General features: G+C 74.9%; 13 protein-coding genes and 1 pseudogene. 7 read left to right on the forward strand and 7 right to left on the reverse strand.

The features are described 5' to 3' along the window. Positions 1-56 precede the first annotated feature (56 nt). The 6 genes and pseudogenes from AB0G32_RS26655 (at position 57) to AB0G32_RS26680 (ending at position 7,198) form a co-directional block, all read left to right on the forward strand. On the forward strand, positions 57-1,820 hold the full coding sequence (locus tag AB0G32_RS26655; RefSeq protein WP_361168272.1) for a beta-galactosidase family protein: 1,764 nt from the start codon (positions 57-59) through the stop codon (positions 1,818-1,820). A 76-nt stretch (positions 1,821-1,896) separates the two neighbouring features. Beyond that, the gene (locus tag AB0G32_RS26660) at positions 1,897-2,940 is read left to right on the forward strand and encodes a LacI family DNA-binding transcriptional regulator (protein ID WP_361168275.1); all 1,044 of its coding nucleotides are present in this window, start codon (positions 1,897-1,899) and stop codon (positions 2,938-2,940) included. An 84-nt stretch (positions 2,941-3,024) separates the two neighbouring features. After that, entirely contained in the window at positions 3,025-4,290 is a 1,266-nt protein-coding gene (locus tag AB0G32_RS26665) for an amidohydrolase (RefSeq protein ID WP_361168278.1), read from the forward strand. Positions 4,291-4,408: 118 nt separating this feature from the next. Then, positions 4,409-5,854, forward strand: a complete 1,446-nt coding sequence (locus tag AB0G32_RS26670; protein WP_361168281.1) for a glyceraldehyde-3-phosphate dehydrogenase — start codon at positions 4,409-4,411, stop codon at positions 5,852-5,854. Positions 5,855-6,054: 200 nt separating this feature from the next. Further along, a pseudogene (locus AB0G32_RS26675) lies at positions 6,055-6,662 on the forward strand (helix-turn-helix domain-containing protein). A gap of 116 nt (positions 6,663-6,778) precedes the next feature. Next, a complete protein-coding gene (locus AB0G32_RS26680) occupies positions 6,779-7,198 on the forward strand; it encodes a CBS domain-containing protein (protein WP_361168284.1) in 420 nt (139 codons plus the stop codon). 11 nt (positions 7,199-7,209) lie between these two features. Here AB0G32_RS26680 and AB0G32_RS26685 read toward each other — a convergent pair whose 3' ends face one another. From AB0G32_RS26685 to AB0G32_RS26695, 3 genes are all read right to left on the reverse strand, one after another. Further along, positions 7,210-8,127, reverse strand: a complete 918-nt coding sequence (locus AB0G32_RS26685; protein ID WP_361168287.1) for a Rieske 2Fe-2S domain-containing protein — start codon at positions 8,125-8,127, stop codon at positions 7,210-7,212. Between the two features lie 23 nt (positions 8,128-8,150). Continuing rightward, positions 8,151-9,278, reverse strand: a complete 1,128-nt coding sequence (locus AB0G32_RS26690; RefSeq protein WP_361168290.1) for a sulfite oxidase — start codon at positions 9,276-9,278, stop codon at positions 8,151-8,153. Positions 9,279-9,358: 80 nt separating this feature from the next. Beyond that, positions 9,359-9,982 carry a helix-turn-helix domain-containing protein gene (locus AB0G32_RS26695; RefSeq protein WP_361168293.1) on the reverse strand — a complete coding sequence of 208 codons (624 nt, stop codon included), beginning with the start codon at positions 9,980-9,982 and terminating at the stop codon, positions 9,359-9,361. A 92-nt stretch (positions 9,983-10,074) separates the two neighbouring features. Between AB0G32_RS26695 and AB0G32_RS26700 the strand changes: the two genes are divergently transcribed. After that, positions 10,075-11,526, forward strand: coding sequence for an amidase (locus AB0G32_RS26700; RefSeq protein WP_361168296.1), 1,452 nt, complete (start codon positions 10,075-10,077; stop codon positions 11,524-11,526). A 69-nt stretch (positions 11,527-11,595) separates the two neighbouring features. Here the strand turns inward: AB0G32_RS26700 and AB0G32_RS26705 are convergent, their stop codons facing one another. From AB0G32_RS26705 to AB0G32_RS26720, 4 genes are all read right to left on the reverse strand, one after another. After that, entirely contained in the window at positions 11,596-14,679 is a 3,084-nt protein-coding gene (locus tag AB0G32_RS26705) for a hypothetical protein (RefSeq protein WP_361168299.1), read from the reverse strand. 2 nt (positions 14,680-14,681) lie between these two features. Next, positions 14,682-16,523: an HSP90 family protein gene (locus AB0G32_RS26710; RefSeq protein ID WP_361168302.1), complete on the reverse strand. Its 1,842-nt coding sequence runs from the start codon at positions 16,521-16,523 to the stop codon at positions 14,682-14,684. A 281-nt stretch (positions 16,524-16,804) separates the two neighbouring features. Next, positions 16,805-17,806 (reverse strand): hypothetical protein, encoded by a 1,002-nt coding sequence (locus AB0G32_RS26715; protein WP_361168305.1) that lies wholly within the window; start codon positions 17,804-17,806, stop codon positions 16,805-16,807. A gap of 97 nt (positions 17,807-17,903) precedes the next feature. Further along, positions 17,904-18,848, reverse strand: a complete 945-nt coding sequence (locus AB0G32_RS26720; protein ID WP_361168308.1) for an MBL fold metallo-hydrolase — start codon at positions 18,846-18,848, stop codon at positions 17,904-17,906. Between the last annotated feature and the right edge of the window lie 56 nt (positions 18,849-18,904).

Consider the following 18,904-nt stretch of genomic DNA (forward strand, 5'->3'; position numbering starts at 1 on the left):
CCGGTAACACCGCACCGTCCCGAGCGGCGTCCCGCTCCCTCGAAGGGAACTCCCGTATGCCCGCCCTGACGACGACGTCCGACGGATTCCTGCTGAACGGCGAGCCGTTCCGCGTCATCTCCGGCGCGCTGCACTACTTCCGGGTCCATCCCGGACAGTGGGCCGACCGGCTGCGCAAGGCCCGGCTGATGGGGCTCAACACGGTGGAGACGTACGTCCCGTGGAACCTCCACCAGCCGGACCCCGAGGGCCCGCTCGACCTCGACGGCATCCTCGACCTGCCGCACTTCTTGCGACTGGCCGGCGCGGCGGGGCTGCGGGTGCTGCTGCGGCCCGGCCCGTACATCTGCGCCGAGTGGGACGGCGGCGGGCTGCCCGGGTGGCTCACCGCCGACCGGGACATCCGGCTGCGCAGCAGCGACCCCCGGTTCACCGGCGCCGTGGACCGCTATCTCGACCTGCTGCTGCCCCCGCTGCTGCCGCACCTCGCCGCCTCCGGCGGGCCGGTGATCGCCGTCCAGGTGGAGAACGAGTACGGGGCGTACGGCGACGACACCGCGTATCTGAAGCACCTCGCCGAGGGGCTGCGGGCGCGCGGCGTCGAGGAGCTGCTGTTCACCTGCGACCAGGCCGACCCGGCGCACCTGGCCGCCGGCAGCCTGCCCGGCGTCCTGGCCACCGGCACCTTCGGCAGCCGGATCGAGCAGTCGCTCGGCAGGCTCCGCGCGCACCGGAGCCAGGGCCCGCTGATGTGCACCGAGTTCTGGATCGGCTGGTTCGACCACTGGGGCGGGCCGCACCACGTGCGGGACACCGCCGACGCCGCCGCCGACCTGGACCGGCTGCTGTCGGCGGGGGCGTCGGTGAACCTGTACATGTTCCACGGCGGCACCAACTTCGGCCGCACCAACGGCGCCAACCACCACCACGCCTACGCCCCCACCGTCACGTCCTACGACTACGACGCCCCGCTCACCGAGTCGGGCGACCCCGGGCCGAAGTACCACGCCTTTCGCGAGGTCATCGCCCGGCACGCCCCGGTGCCGGACGAGCCGGTCCCGGCCGCGAGCCCCAAACTGCCGCTGACGGACGCCGAGCTGGACCAGTGGGCGCCACTGCTGCCGTACACACTGGCCGCGGACCCGGCGGCCCTCGACGACGACCCGCGGCCGGCGCACGAGCTGGGGCAGGCGTCCGGCCTGGTGCTGTACCGCACCACCGTGCCGACCGCCGGTGCCGGACTGCTCGGCTTCCCGGGCGGGGTCGGCGACCGGGCCCAGGTCTTCGTCGACGGCGCCCCGGCGGGGGTACTGGAACGCGAGCGGAACGAGGAGACGCTGGCGGTGCGCGTCCCGCGCCCCGGCGCCGTGCTGGACGTCCTGGTCGAGGACCTGGGCGGGGTCAACTACGGGCCGCACATCGGCGACCCCAAGGGCCTGCTCGGCCCGGTCTCCTTCGACGGGAGGGCGCTGCGCGGCTGGGCGTGCCGTCCGGTGCCGGCGGGCGTCCCGGACCCGGCGGCATTCGCCCCCGCACCGGCGGGTTCCGCCGCCGTACCGGCGTACCACCGGGGCACGTTCGAGGTGGCGGAGCCCGCCGACACCTTCCTGTCGCTGCCCGGCTGGACCAAGGGGCAGGCGTGGGTCAACGGCTTCGCCCTCGGCCGGTACTGGAACCGGGGCCCGCAGCACACGCTGTACGTCCCCGCGCCGGTGCTGCGGCCGGGCGGCAACGACCTGGTGGTGCTGGAACTGCACGGCACGGCCGCCGCCCGCGCCCGCTTCACCGACGCCCCGGACCTGGGGCCGGTCCAGGTCTGACCGGCCTATGCTGGGCCTCTGCCGGGTGGGGCGGGTGTGCCGTACCGCCCGTCCGGCGCGGAGGAACGGAGCGGACATGAGCCCCAGCGCGCCCCAGGGCCCCGCGCGGCGCAGCCGGCGGGGCTTCGCCGGAGCGCGCCCGGTGATGGACGACGTGGCGCGCCGCGCGGGCGTCTCCAAGCAGACGGTCTCCCGGGTGCTCAACGAGCATCCCGCCGTCCGCCCCGAGACCCGGGAGGCGGTCCGCGAGGCCATGCGGGAGCTCGGCTACCGCCCCAGCCGCAGCGCGCGGTCGCTGGCCAGCGGGCGGACCCGGATGCTCGGGGTCATCTCGTTCGACGCCGCGCGCTACGGGCCGGCCGCGATCCTGGCCGCCGTCGACACGGCGGGGCAGAAGGCCGGTTACCTGGTCAGCTCCATCGCCCTGGACACCGCCGACCGGGACACGGTGGTGGAGGCGGTGGACCGGCTGTCGGCCGAGGGTGCGGACGGGGTGATCGCCATCGCGCCGCAGCGCTGGGTGGGCCCGGCACTGGCGGCGACCGGTCTGGCCACCCCCCTGGTGGTGCTGGACGACACCCCGGCCGTCGTCGGTGATGCCGGCGGCGGGGCCCGCGAGGCCACCGGGCACCTGCTGTCCCTGGGCCACCGCACCGTCCACCACATCGCGGGACCGGCCGGCTGGACCTCCGCCGATCTGCGGCTGGCCGCCTGGCGGGCGGCCCTGGTGGCGGCCGCGGCCGAGGTGCCGGATCCGCTGGTCGGCGACTGGAGCGCGGACGCCGGGTACGAACTGGGCCGGCGGCTGGCGCGGCGGACCGCGCTGACGGCCGTGTTCGTCTCCAACGACCAGATGGCGCTGGGTGTCCTGCACGCGCTGCACGAGGCCGGGCGGCCGGTCCCCGGCGAGGTCAGCGTGGTGGGTTACGACGACATCCCGGAGGCGGCGCACTTCCTGCCGCCGCTGACCACGGTGCGCACCGACTTCGCGGAGATCGGCACCCGGGCGCTGCGGCTGCTGCTGGACCGGATCGACGGCGCCGAGCCGGCGCCGTCGGACGCGCGGGTCCCGGCCGAGCTGGTGGTCCGGCGCAGCAGCGGACCGCCGCCGGTCCGGTAGCGCGCGGCCCGGCCGCGGCTGTTGCGGCCCGGCCGCCGGGATGTTTCGCTGACGCTCGAAGATCACTTGAGCGGAGGCATCGCCATGACCGTCGAGACGGCAGCGCAGGCCGTGTTGTCCGGGCTGCACGACATCCGGTCCGACGTGGAGGACCTGTACCGCGACCTGCACGCCCACCCCGAGCTGGGCTTCCAGGAGCACCGCACCGCGAAGAAGGCGGCCGAGGCGCTGCGCGGCTGCGGCTACGAGGTGACCGAGGGGCTCGGCGGGACCGGGGTGACCGGGGTGCTCACCCGCGGCACCGGTCCGACGGTGCTGCTGCGCGCGGACATGGACGCCCTGCCGGTGCGGGAGGCGACCGGGCTGCCGTACGCGTCGGCCGCCACCGCGAAGGACGCGGACGGGCACGAGCGGCCGGTGATGCACGCCTGCGGACACGACGTGCACGTGGCCTGCATGGTCGGCTTCGCCCGGCTGATGGCGGCGGCGCCGGACGGCAGCTGGCAGGGCACGCTGGTCGTGCTGTTCCAGCCCTCGGAGGAGAACGGCGACGGGGCCCGGGCGATGCTCGACGACGGCCTGACGGACAAGGTGCCGCGTCCCGACGTGGTGCTCGCCCAGCACGTGCTGCCGTATCCGGCCGGTTACGTCGGCACCCGCCCGGGGTCCTTCCTCTCCGCCGCCGACAACCTGCGGGTCACCCTGCACGGGCGGGGCGGGCACGGCTCGGCCCCGCAGACCGGTGTCGACCCGGTGGTCATGGCGGCGATGTGCGTGGTCCGGCTCCAGACGGTGGTCTCCCGGGAGACCGGCGCCACCACGCCCGTCGTCGTCACGGTGGGCAGCATCCAGGCCGGCACCGGGCCGAACATCATCCCCGACCACGCCGTTCTCCAGCTCAACGTCCGCACGTACGACGAGGCCGTGCGGCGGCAGGTGCTGGCCGCGATCGAGCGGATCGTGCGCGCCGAGGCGCAGGCGTCCGGGGCGCCGAAGGAGCCGGAGATCGAGCACCTGCGCTCATTCCCGCCCACCGTCAACGACGAGGGGGCGACCGACACCGTCACCCGCGCCTTCGCCGGCCACTTCGGCACCGACCTTCACACCGTCGACCTCCAGACCGCCAGCGAGGACCTGAGCGAGATCCCGGACGCGTTCGGCGTGCCGTACACCTACTGGGGCATCGGCGGCATCCCGCCGGAGACCTACGCCCAGGCCGAGCACCGGGGCACGGTCCGGCAGGACATCCCGTCCAACCACAGCCCGCGGTTCGCCCCCGCCCCGCAGCCCACCCTGGACACCGGTGTGCGGGCGCTGACGGTGGGTGCGCTGGCCTGGCTGGCGGGGTAGCGCGGGCCGGGCCGACGGGCCCGGCGGTGCTCATTCGATCACACTTACCCCCACTTGATCGATCATCCGGGTCCGTGTGGTTAACATATGAGCGCCGCCTAGCTCGAAAGATGGAACCTTGACTGTCAACGACGACTCGTTCACCGACTGGAAGAACCGCGAGGAGATCGCGGAATCGATGATCCCGATCATCGGGAAGCTGCACCGGGAGCGGGACGTGACGGTCCTGCTGCACAGCCGTTCCCTGGTGAACAAGTCGGTGGTCAGCATCCTGAAGACGCACCGCTTCGCCCGGCAGATCGCCGGCGCCGAGCTGTCCGTGACCGAGACGCTGCCCTTCCTGACGGCGCTCACCGCGCTCGACCTCGGCCCGTCCCAGATCGACATCGGCATGCTCGCCGCGACCTACAGGGCCGACGACCGGGGCCTGTCGGTGGCGGAGTTCACCGCCGGGGCCGTCGCCGGGGCCACCGGCGCCAACAAGATCGACCGGCGTGAGCCGCGGGACGTGGTCCTGTACGGTTTCGGCCGCATCGGCCGGCTGCTGGCCCGGCTGCTGATCGAGAAGGCCGGCTCCGGCAACGGACTGCGGCTGCGCGCCGTCGTGGTCCGCGACAGCGGCGACGGCGACCTGGTCAAGCGGGCCTCACTGCTGCGCCGGGACTCCATCCACGGCCAGTTCCAGGGCACCATCACCGTCGACGAGGCGAACAGCACGATCGTCGCCAACGGCAACGCGATCAAGGTGATCCACGCCGCCGATCCGACGACCGTCGACTACACCGCGTACGGCATCGAGAACGCCATCCTGATCGACAACACCGGCCGCTGGCGGGACCGCGAGGGCCTCTCGCAGCACCTGCGCCCCGGTATCGACAAGGTGGTGCTGACCGCGCCCGGCAAGGGCGACGTCCCCAACGTCGTGCACGGCGTCAACCACGACACCGTCAAGCCGGACGAGCAGATCATCTCCTGCGCCTCCTGCACCACCAACGCGATCGTGCCGCCGCTGAAGGCGATGGCCGACGAGTACGGCGTGCTGCGCGGGCACGTGGAGACCGTGCACTCGTTCACCAACGACCAGAACCTGCTGGACAACTACCACAAGTCCGACCGGCGGGGCCGGTCCGCGCCGCTGAACATGGTGATCACCGAGACCGGCGCCGCCTCGGCGGTCGCGAAGGCGCTGCCCGGCCTGGAGGCCCCGATCACCGGCTCCTCGATCCGGGTGCCGGTGCCGGACGTGTCGATAGCGATCCTCAACCTCCAGCTCGCCCGCGAGACCACCCGCGCCGAGGTCCTCGACCACCTCCGCGAGGTGTCGCTGACCTCGCCGCTCAAGCGCCAGATCGACTTCATCACCGCCCCCGACGCGGTCTCCAGCGACTTCATCGGCTCCCGGCACGCCTCGATCGTCGACGCCGGCGCGCTGAAGGTGGAGGGCGACAACGCGATCCTCTACCTCTGGTACGACAACGAGTTCGGCTACTCCTGCCAGGTCGTCCGGGTCGTGCAGCACGTGTCCGGGGTGGAGTACCCGACCTATCCGGCACCCGCGGCCTGAGCGGTCAGGCCGCCCGGCGGCGCCGCGGGGCCGGGTCCTGGCGGGCCGGGGGCACGTAGGCCTGGTCGAGGGTGCCGGCGTCGGTGCCGGGCGGGGACGGCTCCAGCCTGCGGCGGCGCGGGCCGCGGCGGGGAGGGACGTCCTCGTCCGGGGACCGGCCGTCCCTGGCTGCGCCCGGCGGGCCGGGGCAGGCTGGGCGGGTGGACCGATCCGAACCGGCCGACTTCCCGCGCCGCCGCCGTACCCCCCGGGGGCCCCGCCGCGGTGGGACTGCCGCGCGGCCCGCGGCGCCGTACGGCGGGGCTGCGCCGCGAGGAGGTGGCGCGGCTCGCCGGCATGTCCACCGACCACTGCACGCGGCTCGAGCAGGCCAGGGGCTCCCACCCGTCCCGTCAGATGCCGGCCGCCGTCGCCCGGGCGCTGCGGCTGACCCGTGACGAGCGGGACCACCTCTTCCATCTGGCCAAGGAGGAACCGCCTCACCGGCGACGCGTCCGCCTGCCCGGCGGACGAACGCAACGTCATCCGGCGGTACTTCACCGATCCGGCGGCCCGCGAGCCGTTCCCGCCCGAGGAGCGACCGGGCCGCCCGGGCGGCGGCCGTGGCCCAACCGCGCACCGCAAGCGGGGAGTTCGCGGCGTTGTGGGGCCGGGCACGAGGTCGCCCGGAACTGGACTGCGGGACACTGCTGAGCCCGGAGCACGACCAGCGGCTCGTCGTCCGCACCGCCCGCCCCCCGGCGGCTCCTCCTACCAACGGCTGCGGCTGCTGCGCGTGGTGGGCCTCCAGGACCTGACCCCCGGCTGAGCGTTCCGGGCATGTCGACCGGGCGCCGGTTCGATCCGCCCCAGCGGTGGTACTTCACTGTCACGTCCGCCGGACCCGCTCTGACACACCGTCAGTATCCGGCGAGGAGGAGGCACATGGCTCCGCAGGTGCGTGAGGTGATGACCCTCGGTCCGGTCACCGTGGCCCCGGACACCCCGGTGTGGGAGGTGGCCCGCGTCATGCGCGACAAGAACATCGGCGCCGTCCTGGTGGTCGACGACGGGCGGCTGCGCGGCCTGGTCACCGACCGCGACCTGACGGTACGCATCCTCGCCGACGCCGAGGACGCCTCGGTCCGGACGGTCGCCGAGGCGTGCAGCGGCAACGTGGTGTGTGTCGCGCCCGAGGACGACGTCGACCGGGCCGTGCAGCTGATGCGGGGCAAGGCGCTGCGCCGGCTGCCGGTGGTCGACGACGGGCAGCCGGTCGGCATCATCACCCTGGGTGACGTGGCGGTCGAGCAGGACCCGACCTGCGTGCTGGCCCGGATCAGCGCGGCCGAGCCGAACCGCTGAGGCGGCGGCCGTCAGCCGCTGTGCTGGTGGGTCCGCCGGTCCGCGCTGCCGGTGTCCGGCGCCGGGCCGTCCTCGCCGCGCAGCCGTACCTCGACCTGGCCGTCGACGACGCGGGTGTCGAAGGCGGGCTGCGGCGCGGTGGCCGGGCCGCGGACGTTCCAGCCGTCGGCGAGCCGGAACACGCTGCCGTGCCAGGGGCAGGTCACGCAGCCGTCGGCGACGGCGCCCGCGGAGAGCGGGCCCGCGAGGTGGCTGCAACGGTCGGCCAGCGCGTGCACGGTACCGCCGGATTCGCGGACCACCAGTACCGGCACGTCGTCCACGGTGCGCCGGACGGGCTCGCCGGCCGGGAACTCGGACACCGCGCCGACCCGGTGCCAGCCCGGGGTGACGAGGTGCGGGACGTCTTCGACGTGGTTGGCGCCGGATGCCTGCCGGTAGGCCAGGTGCCCGCCCAGCATGCCGCCCACGCCGACCGCCGTCAGGCCCAGGAAGGCGTACGTCCGGCCGGCTCCGGGCCGGCCCGTGAGGCGGCAGAGCAGCGAGGCGCCGTAGAGGCCGACGGCGGCCGTGTTGGCCAGGGCGTGCGCCAGGCCGACCCGCTGCTGCTGCGGGTGCAGTTCCGCCCAGTCGACGGCACCGGTGACGGCGGCGGGGCCGGCGGTGGCGAGGCCGACGCCGATCAGCAGGCCCGCCTCCCGGGAGCGGCCGGGGCACAGGTCCAGTACCGCCGCGGACAGCCAGCTGCCGATCGGGACCTGCACCAGCAGCGGGTGCAGCGGGTGGCCGAGCCACCGGCCGTGCAGTGCGTCCCGCGCGGAGCCCAGGGGCAGCGCCCGCACCCCCTTGCCCAGGGCGTCGATGACCCTGTCCGCCCTGGGGGTGCGCTCCAGGGCGTCCAGCAGCCACAGGACTCGGTTCTGGCCCATCCGGCGGTGACCTGGCTTTCTGTTCATGGGCGCTGAGTCCCCCGGGGAGCGGGACGGAAACGCCCGCCGCAGCGCAGCCGGACGCGTCCCCAGGAGTTGTTGACGTAACCCTTGGGGTTCCAGACGGTGGCGGGTGACTCGGGGGTGGTGGCGCCGGCCGAGTCCCGGGCGCGGGCGACCACCTCCACCTCGCCGGCCGGCAGATCCAGCACCGCGTGCCAGTGCTGCCACACCCAGGGGCCGGCCGCGTCCGCCAGGCCGGCCCGGGTCCAGGTGCGGCCGGCGTCGCACGAGACGTCGACCCGGGCGACGGTGCGGCCCTCGCCGGCCAGGGCGTAACCGGTGATCCTGGTCGGACCGGCGGGCGGCCGGGAGCCGTCGGCGGGGCTCAGAACGGCGCAGTTCAGGGCGAGCGGTCCGAGCGGGACGCCGTCGCCGGGGCGGGCCCGGCCGGGGTCGGCGGCGGCCGGCGGCAGCCGGTAGGCGACCGCCTGGAAGTGGGCGTCGGAGGGGGTGGCCCGGGCGGTGACGCGGTGCAGCCACTTGACGCTGCGGGCGCCGATCCAGCCCGGCACCACCACGCGCAGCGGCGCGCCGTGCACCCGGGGCAGCGGGCGGTCGTTCATCGCCCAGGCCAGCAGCACCTCCGGGCCCAGCGCCTTGGCCAGCGGCACCGAGACGCCGTAGGGCTCGGGCGGGTCGGCCTGCGGGGAGACGTCGGGGGCGGTGAACGCGATGTGCGCCGTACGGGGGTCCAGGCCCGCGTGGCCGAGGACATCGGCCAGCCGGACGCCGCGGAAGCGGGCGGTGGACAGGGCGCCCGGCCCCCACGGCGTCTCGCCGGGGATGTCGCGCACATCGGTCAGGGCGCGGCGGCGGTTGCCCGCGCACTGGAGGGTGGCGGTCACCTCCGTCGCCGCGAACCGGGTGCGCAGGTCGTCCAGCGACAGGCTGAGCCGCCGCTCGACCAGGCCGTCCACCGTGAGCCGCCAGCCGGCCGGGTCGAGGTCGGGGACCGGACCGTGGTTGCGGCTGAAGAAGGTGTCCAGGGGCGTGATGCCGCCGCCGGTCAGCGCGGCGGGCGGTGGCTCGGCGTTGAACGGCTCCCGTTCGTGCACCACCATGTCGTCCCGCTTGCCCCAGAGCCCCATATGCGGCGATTATCCGCTTCCCTGCCGAAGCCCGCCCGCGCACGGAGTGACGGGTGACGCCCACCCGCGCGCCGCGGCCCTCAGTGGTCCCGGGCCGGGCCGAGGTGGCGGTCCAGGATGCCCTCGACGATGCGCAGCAGCCGCTCCCCCGCCCGGTCGACGCTGCCGTTCTGGGTGCTGACCTGCGCGCCTTCGAGCACGAAGGTGATCTCGGCCGCGGCCTGCTCGGGGTCGGGCAGCCCGGCCGCCGCGCACATGCCGGTCAGCCTGCGGGTCTGGCGGGCCTTGTGCTCCTCGACGACCTGCCGTGCGGGGTGGGCGCGGTCGGGCAGCTCGGCCAGGGAGTTGATGAACGGGCAGCCCCGGTGCGAGATCCCCGGCAGCCCGTCGGCGATGAACCGGGCCAGGCCCAGGATCTGCTCCCGGGGCCGGCCGGGATGGTCGGCCTCGGCCCGGTCGAAGGCGGCCTGGTAGTCGGCGGCGACGATCCGCAGCCACTCGGCGACCAGCGCGTCCTTGGTCTCGAAGTGCCGGTAGATCGCCATCTTGGTGGTCTCGGCCCGCTCGGCGATCGCCTGGACGCCCACCCGCCGGATCCCCTCGCGCTGGAAGAGCTCCTCCGCCGCGTCGAGGATGCGCTCCCGGGGCGGCAGTTTCGCCACCCGCTCCGGTCTCCTGGAGGGCCTCGCGGCGGTCGGTTCCATGACTGCTACGGTACCAGTCCGTCCCGAGTGATACCGCTCGGTATCGTCCGGGACTCACAGGTATCGTTTTCTTCTCAGCACCGGGAGTGACAGTGGAAGTCGCCGAGTACGTGGGGTTCGACGCGGTCGGACTGGCCGAACTGGTGGCCGGGGGCGAGGTGACCCCCGCCGAACTGGAAGCCGCGGCGCGGGCGGCGGCGGACGCGGTCGGCCCGCGGATCAACGCCGTGGTGGAGACCTGGGACACCGACGACCGGCCCGGTCCCGGCAGCGCGCCGCTGGCCGGTGTGCCCTTCCTGATCAAGGACATCGGGGTCGCCATGGCCGGGCGGCGGATGGAGCTGGGCAGCCGGCTGGCGGCCGGTCAGGTGGCCGGCGGCGACTCCTTCCTGATGTCGCGCTTGCGCCGGGCCGGCCTCGTGACGTTCGGACGGACCGCGACACCGGAGCTGGCCTACAGCATCACCACCGAACCGGTGCTGTACGGCGCGACCCGCAACCCCTGGGACGTGACGCGCAGCGCCGGCGGGTCCAGCGGCGGCGCGGGCGCGGCCGTCGCCGCCGGGGTGGTGCCGATCGCGCACGCCACCGACGCCGCCGGTTCACTGCGCATACCCGCCGCCTGCAACGGCCTGTTCGGCCTCAAGCCCACCCGGGGCCGGGTCTCGGTGGGCCCCGCCGTCGACGAGATCTTCAACGGCCTGGCCGTGCACGGCGCCGTCAGCCGCACCGTGCGGGACAGCGCGGTCCTGCTCGACCTGATCGCCGGCCCGGAACCGGGCGACCCCTACGCCGCCCGGCCGCCGGCCCGGCCGTACGCCCAGGAGGCCGGCCGGGACCCGGGGCCGCTGCGGATCGGGGTGCTGGCCCAGGCGTGGGGCGGGCACCGCACCACCGCGCCGGTCGCCGCCGCCCTGGCCCGCACCGTGTCCCTGCTGGAATCCCTCGGCCACCGGGTCACGCGGGCCGAGGTGGATCTCGGGGCCGGCTGGGAGGAGTTCGTCCTGGCCAACGCCCGGCAGTGGGCGGCGAACCTGTCCGCACAGGTGGACGAGCTGGCCGCCGCCCTCGGCCGGCCGGTCGACGCCTCCACCCTCGAACCGCCCGTCCTCGCGAGCTACCACTACGGGCGGCAGGTCACCGGCGCGCAGTTCGTCGCCGCCCTCGGGATGCGCAACCGGGTCTCCCGGAGCCTGGCCCGGTACTTCGACACGTACGACCTGCTGCTCACCCCGACCCTGCCGGAACTCCCCGTGCCGCTCGGCACGTTCGCCGAGGGGGCCGGGGAGCTGGACGGCCTGGGCTGGCTGGACCGGGTCCTGGGCCGGTCGCCGTTCACCGCGGTGTTCAACGTGACGGGCACGCCCGCCATGTCGGTGCCGGTGACGGCGGACGCCGCGACGGGACTCCCGGTCGGCATGCAGTTCGCCGCCGGGTACGGCCGGGAGGACCGCCTCTTCCGGCTCGCCGGCCAGTTGGAGCGGGCGAGCCCGTGGGCGGACCGCAGGCCGGCGGTGTGGGCGGGGGACCGCACCGGTCACTGAGCCGCCGCCCGGCCAGGTCCCTTGTTGCGTGCGGGAAGCGCGGTCCTCGCCGTCCTTCCGCGGGCCGGCTCACTCCTCGTCGCGCAGCCGCGCCGCCAGTGCGGTCAGAGGTTCGGCCTCCTCGGTGCGGCCGAGGGCGGTGAGCCGGCCGACGGCCGCGTCGAGGCGGGCCAGGGCGGGAGCGGGTCGCTCCAGGTAGACGCCCTCCACGGCGCCCGCGAACCGGACGCACTCGGCCCACTCCCCCGCGCCGTCCTCCGGTCCGGGCTCGCCGAGCAGGCCGAGGGCCCGCTCCAGGGCGGCGAGAGCGTCCTCGTAGGCACCGGCGTAGGCGTTGATCCGCCCGTGTTCGTAGGCCAGGGCGGTGTCCAGGGAACGGCCGTGCGGCCGGTGTCCGGCGGCGCGGGCCTCGTCGGCGACCCGGGCGGCGTCGGCGAGGAAGGCGCGGGCGTCGGCCAGCCCCTCGGGACCCTGCCGCTGGGCCTGGAGCCGGGCGAGTTCGCGCAGGCAGCTGCTGAGCTGTTCGAAGCGCGGTTCGCGGGCGTGCGCGGCGAGCGCCTGGTCCGCGGCCTGCCGGGCGCGCGCGAACTCCCCGGACTCCCCGAGGAGTACGGCGGTCTCCGCGGCGATCATGGCGTGGCTGCCCGGGTCGTCGTCCCAGCCGGCCGACTCGGCGGCGAGGGCGACGAGTTCGGCGGTGGCGGCCTTGAGGTCCTCCCCGGCGTGCAGCGCGCGGGCCCGGGTCAGGCGCAGTTGGGCCACCAGCCGGTCGTCCACCTCCCCGGCGGCGACGTCTGGCTCGGTGAGGAGGGAGTCCAGCAGGGCGATGCAGTCCTCGACCCGGCCCAGGTCGAGGCTGAGCTGCGCGGCGTTGCTGTAGGCGCAGTAGGCGTCGGTACGGCTGCCGGTGCGCAGGTCGAGTTCGGCCGAGCGGGTCAGGTGCCGCAGGGCCTCGTCGGGGCGGCCCAGGTGCAGGCAGGACTCGGCGAGGTCGCCGTGCAGCCGGGCGGTGTCGATCGCGCCGGCCGGCCAGTCGGCGGCCAGCCGCAGCGCCTCGGTGAGGTTCGCGTACGCGGTCTCGGCGTCCCGCAGGCCGAGCTGGAGCCGGCCGCGCAGGCCGAGCGTGCGGGGCAGGTGCCAGGCCGGGCCGTGGCCGCGCAGCCGCTCGAGGAGGGTGTCGACGCCGGCGACCGCGGCGGGCAGGTCCCCGGCCAGGGCGTGCGTGCTGGCCCGCAGCAGCAGGGCGCCGGAGAGCTGCCCGGCGAGGTCGTGCCGGGTGGCGAACGCGTGCAGCAGGTCCACCTCGGCGAGCACCGGCGCGATGTGCGCCACGCTCCGCGAGTGCTGCAACCGCAGCCCGAACGCGGTCGCCCGCAGCCGCAGCAGCCGGGCCTCCTGGTAGGGGGCGAGACCGGACGTCCGCTCGTGCAGCCGGACCACGGCCGCGTGTACGGCGGTCAGGGCGGCGGCCCTGGCTTCATCGGCGGGGCTGGTGGCGGGCGGGGCGGCGGCCTCGGCTTCTTCGGTGGACGGGGTGGCGGCCTCGGCCTCCTCAGTGGACGGGGTGGCGGCCTCGGCCTCTTCGGCGGTCGGCGCACCAGTCGGCGCACCAGCCTGTTCGGCGGTCGGCGCACCAGTCGGCGTACCAGGTGCCTCGGCCGTCGGGATCTCGACCGCGGCGAGCAGGGCGCAGGCCCGGGAGACCGCCGCGTCCGCCGGCCGGCCGGCGTCCTCGTACCGGTCCGCGGCCTCCTCGTGGAGGGCGCGGGCGCGCACGTGGTCGTCCTTCTCGGCCGCCCGGCCCGCCTCGTCGGCCAGCAGGTCCGCGCGCAGCCGGACCAGCGGACCCACCGCCGGGTCGTCGGGGTGGATGTAGTCGGGGGCGGCTACCAGCGTGCGCAGCCGCGCCCAGTGGGCCCGTGCGTCCGGGTGCCCCTCCTCGTCCAACGCCCGCGCCCGGGCGATGAGTTCCGGCAGCGCGGGCTCCGTGGCGTCGGGGAGGGCGGCGGGCGCGGCCGGGGTCACGTCGGCGAGGGCCCGGGTCCGCAGGGTCAGTTCCAGCGCGTCCAGGAAGGGTTTGCGGTGCAGGCGGGCCGCGCGGCGGTCGGTGTGGGCGCTGGTGCCGCCCCGGGTGTCGAAGCGGGCGGCGAGGCCGTCGGCGCGGCCCCGGAGCTCGGCGCGCAGGGCGGCCACCGTCCAGGTGCGGCCCGGGGGACCGGCGGCGGGCAGGTTCCCGTGGCCGAGGGACTCGACGCGCTGGAGCAGGACCTCGACGCCGGTGAGGAAGTCGAGCTGGTCCAGCGGCGAGTCGACCTCCTCGAACAGGTTCCGGTTCTCGGCGAGGAGTTCCAGGCCGCGGGCCTCGTTGCCGGTCAGCGCGCAGAACTCCAGGTGCCGGCCGACCTCCCCGGACATCGAGGGGTTGCGGCGGCAGCCGCGGTACCCGGCCAGGTGCAGCTCGCGGGCCCGGTCGCCGCGTCCGGTGCGCAGCAGCGGCAGCAGCGCGTAGGAGATCGACCGGGCCGGTTCCTCCTGGCAGGACTCCTGGCCCGCCAGCACCGGCTCCCAGCTGCGCAGCGCCCGCTCGTCGTCGCCGGCCGCGAGGTGGTGGCGGGCGCGCTGGCAGATCTCGCAGGCCTCGCAGTCGCTGAGCGGGGTACGGGTGCGGCCCGCCCACAGCTCGTAGGCGAGGTCGGTGTCCTCCCCGAGGTGGGCGGCGAGCTGGTACGCCTGGCCGTAGTAGGGCTGGAGGCCCAGGCCGGCCCGCTCGTACCGGTCGTGCATCTCCGTCAGCCACTGGCGCAGACTGCCGAGCGGTATCTCGGGCAGCTGGCGCAGCGCGTGCGCCACCCACTTGAACCGCCAGAACAGCTGGTGGCGCAGCCGTTCGTCGAAGACGTCGGGCCGCTCGTCGAAGAGGGTGAGCAGCCGGGCGAAGACGACCGGCGACTTACGGGGTTCGGCGCCGTAGGTGTACGCCTCCTGGAGTTCGAGCAGCGCGTGCACGAGGACGGCGGGTTCCTCGAACCGCTCGGCGGCGTCGACGAGTTCCTCGGCGGTCACGGTGCGGGTGCGGCCGTAGGGGCGGCGGTCGTTGTCCTGGAGCGCCCGGAACAGCTCGTCGGTGCTCTGGGGCGGGGGTGCGGTGGGCATCGTCAGCTGTCCTTGCGCAGGGCGTGGGCGAGAAGGTCGAGGAAGGAGCGGTTGATGAGACTGGACTCGGCGGGCCGCAGCGGGCGCCGGGACAGCATCGCGGCCTGTCCGTAGAGCGCTTCGGCGCTGGTGCGGGCCAGTTCGGGTTCGTCGATGGCGACGGCGGCCCGGACCAGCGGGTTGAGCTGGTTGAGGATCAGCTGGGCCCGCGGTGCCTCCTGGCGCAGGGCACCGAGGATGTCGCCCCACAGGCCGCCCTCCTGCTCGCGGGCGAGCTGGGAGCGGGTGCGTTCGTGCCGGGCCTCGCGGCTGTCCATGAGCAGGGCGGGCGCGGAGGCCGGCTGGAAGGTGCGCAGTGCCACGTCGCAGTCGAAGACGGCCAGCGCGTCCCGGGCCAGCGCGAGGTAGGCCGCGGCGGCCAGTTCCGTCTCCCGGTCGACGGGGTCGAGGTGGGCGGTGAGGGTGGCCGGGTCGAGGTCGGCGACGGTGGCCTCGGGGCGGATCTCGGGCAGCCGGTGGACCAGTTCGCGGTCGTAGGTGTAGCCGCCGTTGACGACGCCCAGCCCGGCGGCGGAGGCGATCGCCGCGATCTGCCGGAACTCCTCCACGGTGGAGGTGACGAGCACGGTGCGGTGGGTGCGGGCGAACTCGTCGAGGGTGGTGTGTCCGTCGGTGGTCTCGAACGGCAGCCAGGGCAGCAGCATCCGCAGGATCTCGTCGTCGTGCACGGCGAGCGACTTGACGGCCAGGTGGTGGGCCGCCAGGAAGCGGCCGAGCAGGTCGGGGTCGCTGGCGGCGGCCCGCGCGATCCAGTCCCGCAGCCGTTCGGCGAGGGCCTCGCGGACGGCGGCGAGGGTGTCGTCCTCGTACAGGGACTCGCGGGACGCGGTGGGGCGCAGGCTCTCGGCGTCGACGACGCAGCGCACGAAGAACGCCCACTCGGGCAGGATCTCCTCGGCCTGTTCGGACAGCAGCATGCCCTTGACGTGCACGCGGTGGCCGTGGCGGCGGCCGGCCGGCACCGTCTCGGGCAGCACGCAGGCGATGCCCTTGAGGCCGACGGCGGGCAGGTCCAGTTCGACGGTGTCCAGCGGGGTGAAACCGAAGACCTCCGCGCCGTAGGCGGCGAGCGCTCGGGAGCGGGCTCCCGGGGTGGGGTACGTGCGCGCCCAGGGGGCGGGCTCGGGGTTGACGGACGCGCCGGGGCCTGCCGGGCCCGCGGTGCCGTCGTCGAAGGTCACCGGGTGGCGCAGCAGTGCGCCGAAGTGCCGCGCCAGAGCGTGCACTTGGGCCGGCCGGGTCCACTCCCCCGCGTCGGCGCGGGGGGTCAGCGTGACGGTGGTGCCGGGCCGGGGGCGGGCGGTGGCGGGCAGGGTGCGGACGGTGTAGCTGCCGTCGCCGCGGCCGCGCCACTCCACGGCGGGCGCGTCGGGGGTACGGGCGGAGCGGCTGAGCACGTGGATCTCGTCCGCGACCAGGAAGCAGGAGAGCAGGCCGATGCCGAACTGGCCGATGAAGTCGCCGCGTTGCTCGGCGATCCCCTCGGCGCGCTTGCTGCTGCGGCCGATGGTGGCCAGGAAGGCGTGCACGTCGGCGTCGGTGAGGCCGACGCCGTCGTCCTCGACGCGGACCACCGAGCCGTCGGCGTACAGCCGGATGCCGAACGCGTCGGCGCCGGCCCCGGGTTCGAGGGTGTGCCGGGCGGTCAGCGCGTCCACCGCGTTCTGGAGGAGTTCGCGGAGGTAGACGCGGGGGCTGGAGTAGAGGTGGTGGGAGAGCAGGTCGACGAGGCCGCGCAGGTCCACCTGGAAGGTGTGATCGGCGGTGGTGCCGGGAAGTGTCATCGGGCAGTCCGGGGGTGGGAGGGTCGGCAGGGACAGCTGGGGTGCGGGACGGCGGCGCGCGCACCGTCACGGCCGGTCGGCGGGCCGGGAGCCGGGTACGCGCCAGGGATGTTCCGGCGCCGGCGCCGGCGCGTCGGGCCGCGCACGGACGGGTGCCGGCGTACGTACCGCGGGGCCGTCGGCCGTACCGGAGCCGTGGCCGGGGCGGGCTCGGACGCGGCCCGGGGCTCAGGCGCGGCGGGGTGGTCCCGGGTGGCAGGCGCGGCGGTGGTGGCGGGGACTCAGGCGCGGCGGTGGTGGCGGGCGAACTGCTTCTCCGGCTCCGCGAAGTACTTCCAGGGCCAGCTGTCGGTGTAGGCGCCGTCGAGGGCCTGGAAGACCCGCCGGACCGTGTGCCGCTCGTCGGCCAGCGCCAGGGCCATGCCGAAGATGTTGAAGTCGTGCTGCCAGCCGGGGCGCCGCTGGTAGCCGGGGTGCAGGATGCTGTGGTCGGCCGCCTGGCGCAGTTCCGCCCGGATCTCGTCGCTCTGGAGGCAGCCGCCGTCGTCCGACTCGACCCAGTCCTCGATGTGCGCGATGGCGATCACACAGCCGAGCGGGTGTCCCTGCGGGGCGCGGGCGAACGCGTCCCGGGCGAACGCCAGGGCCTCGCCCGGTTCGCCGCCCCAGCGGGGCTGCAACTGGGACACCCACTCGATGTGACACTCCAGGTCCAGCGGGTCGCGGCGCAGGGCGGCGTCGCGCCGGGTCTCGTTGACGGCGGCGCCGAGCGACATGCCGCGGCCGGAGGTGAGCAGGGTGCGCCACGGCGTGACCCAGTCCGGCCGCAGTTCGGCGGCCGCGAACAGGTGCTCCTCGGCGATGTCGAGCCGCTCGTGGAAGGTGCGCCACTGCTCCTGGGTGACGTTGACGGCACGCTCGGCGGTGCGCGCCTCCCAGCCCCAGCTGACGTGCCGCGCTCCGGAGATCAGCAGGGCCGTCGCCCGGTGCTCCTTGTGGTCGTCGGTGTCCTCCGCGACCGCGCGGCCGATCCAGTCCTGCACCCCGGCCAGGTCGGCCAGCTGGCCCAGGACCCGGTGGTCGCGGCCGAGGTCGAAGGGGGCCAGCGCGGCCTTGACCGCCGTCCAGTCACCGGCGTCGGCCGCCGCCACCAGGGCGAGGACCCGCCGGTCGCCGAGCGCGCGCAGCGTGTACATCCCGTTCTTCTGCCTGCGCGGGACGGGAAGGGCGTGCGGGTCCCGCGCCGGTCTCTCCCCGCCCCTGCCGAACAGCTTGCCGAACATGCCGCGTCCTCCCCTGGTCCCGCGTGATCAACTTGTGCAGCATAAGCGGCACCGCTGACATCACTCCCACAGGGTGTTCACGACTGCTTCACCACTGTCAGGTCGCCGAGAACGGTGCCCACGCGGTGAGTTCGAAGCCGGTGCCGCGCCGGCGCAGTTCGAACGCGCCGTGGCCGGGCAGGTGGGCCGGCAGCACCAGGGCGTTGTGGTCGGCGGCGTGGGCGAACATCCGCGCGCGGCTGGCGCGGGCCCCGTCCTCGTCCTCCTCGAAACAGCTGTTGATGTGCGGCTCGTGCACCTGGATGGCGCCGTGCAGCAGGTCACCGGCGAAGACCGCGCGGTCGCCCGCGGACTCCAGGTGGATGATGGACGCGCCGGGGGTGTGCCCGGGGGCGGCTGCCAGCCGGAGGTTGCCGTCGATGGTGTACGAGTCCTCCCAGACGGTCACCAGGCCGGCCTCGAAGACCGGGTCGACGCTGTCCTCGTAGACGTTCTGGTTGCCCCGTCCGAACACCGTGTTGGGGAGGTTCTCCGGCTTCCAGTACTCGACGTCGGGCCGCGGCATCAGATAGGTGGCGTTGGGGAAGGTGGGCACCCAGTCGCGGCCCTCCAGGCGGGTGTTCCAGCCGACGTGGTCGTCGTGGAGGTGGGTGTTGACGACGATGTCGACGTCCTCGGGCCGGACGCCGACGGCGGCGAGGTTGGCCAGGTAGTCGGTGTTCAGGTAGGACCAGATCGGTTGCAGCGGGCGGTACTTGCCGTTGCCCGCGCCGGTGTCGACGAGGATGACCTTGCCCTCGCTGCGCAGCACCCAGGTCTGGGTGGCGGCACGGGTGAGGTCGCGCTCCGGCTCCCAGTGGTGCGGCGCCAGCAGCTCGGTGTGCCGCCGCCACTCCTCGGGGGTGCTGCCGGGGAAGAAGACGTCGGTGGTCATCGGCGTGGTGTCGGAGTACTCCATGACCCGGTCGATCCGTACGTCACCCAGCTCGATGGAGCTGACGGTGGGCGGCGCGGCGGGGGCGGGAGTGGACGAGAGGGACATGCTTCTCCTTGGGAGGTGTTCGGGCTCCTCCCACCCTCCGTCGGGCGCCGGCCCCG

Source organism: Streptomyces sp. NPDC023723 (assembly GCF_040639815.1).
GTDB lineage: Bacteria > Actinomycetota > Actinomycetes > Streptomycetales > Streptomycetaceae > Streptomyces.

Coding starts and splice junctions, on each gene's coding strand:
- AB0G32_RS26705 (WP_361168299.1), bottom strand. CDS start 14,679: ATGCCCACCGCACCCCCGCCCCAGAGCACCGACGAGCTGTTCCGGGCG.
- AB0G32_RS26710 (WP_361168302.1), bottom strand. CDS start 16,523: ATGACACTTCCCGGCACCACCGCCGATCACACCTTCCAGGTGGACCTG.
- AB0G32_RS26660 (WP_361168275.1), top strand. CDS start 1,897: ATGAGCCCCAGCGCGCCCCAGGGCCCCGCGCGGCGCAGCCGGCGGGGC.
- AB0G32_RS26655 (WP_361168272.1), top strand. CDS start 57: ATGCCCGCCCTGACGACGACGTCCGACGGATTCCTGCTGAACGGCGAG.
- AB0G32_RS26720 (WP_361168308.1), bottom strand. CDS start 18,848: ATGTCCCTCTCGTCCACTCCCGCCCCCGCCGCGCCGCCCACCGTCAGC.
- AB0G32_RS26695 (WP_361168293.1), bottom strand. CDS start 9,982: ATGGAACCGACCGCCGCGAGGCCCTCCAGGAGACCGGAGCGGGTGGCG.
- AB0G32_RS26690 (WP_361168290.1), bottom strand. CDS start 9,278: ATGGGGCTCTGGGGCAAGCGGGACGACATGGTGGTGCACGAACGGGAG.
- AB0G32_RS26680 (WP_361168284.1), top strand. CDS start 6,779: ATGGCTCCGCAGGTGCGTGAGGTGATGACCCTCGGTCCGGTCACCGTG.
- AB0G32_RS26685 (WP_361168287.1), bottom strand. CDS start 8,127: ATGGGCCAGAACCGAGTCCTGTGGCTGCTGGACGCCCTGGAGCGCACC.
- AB0G32_RS26715 (WP_361168305.1), bottom strand. CDS start 17,806: ATGTTCGGCAAGCTGTTCGGCAGGGGCGGGGAGAGACCGGCGCGGGAC.
- AB0G32_RS26665 (WP_361168278.1), top strand. CDS start 3,025: ATGACCGTCGAGACGGCAGCGCAGGCCGTGTTGTCCGGGCTGCACGAC.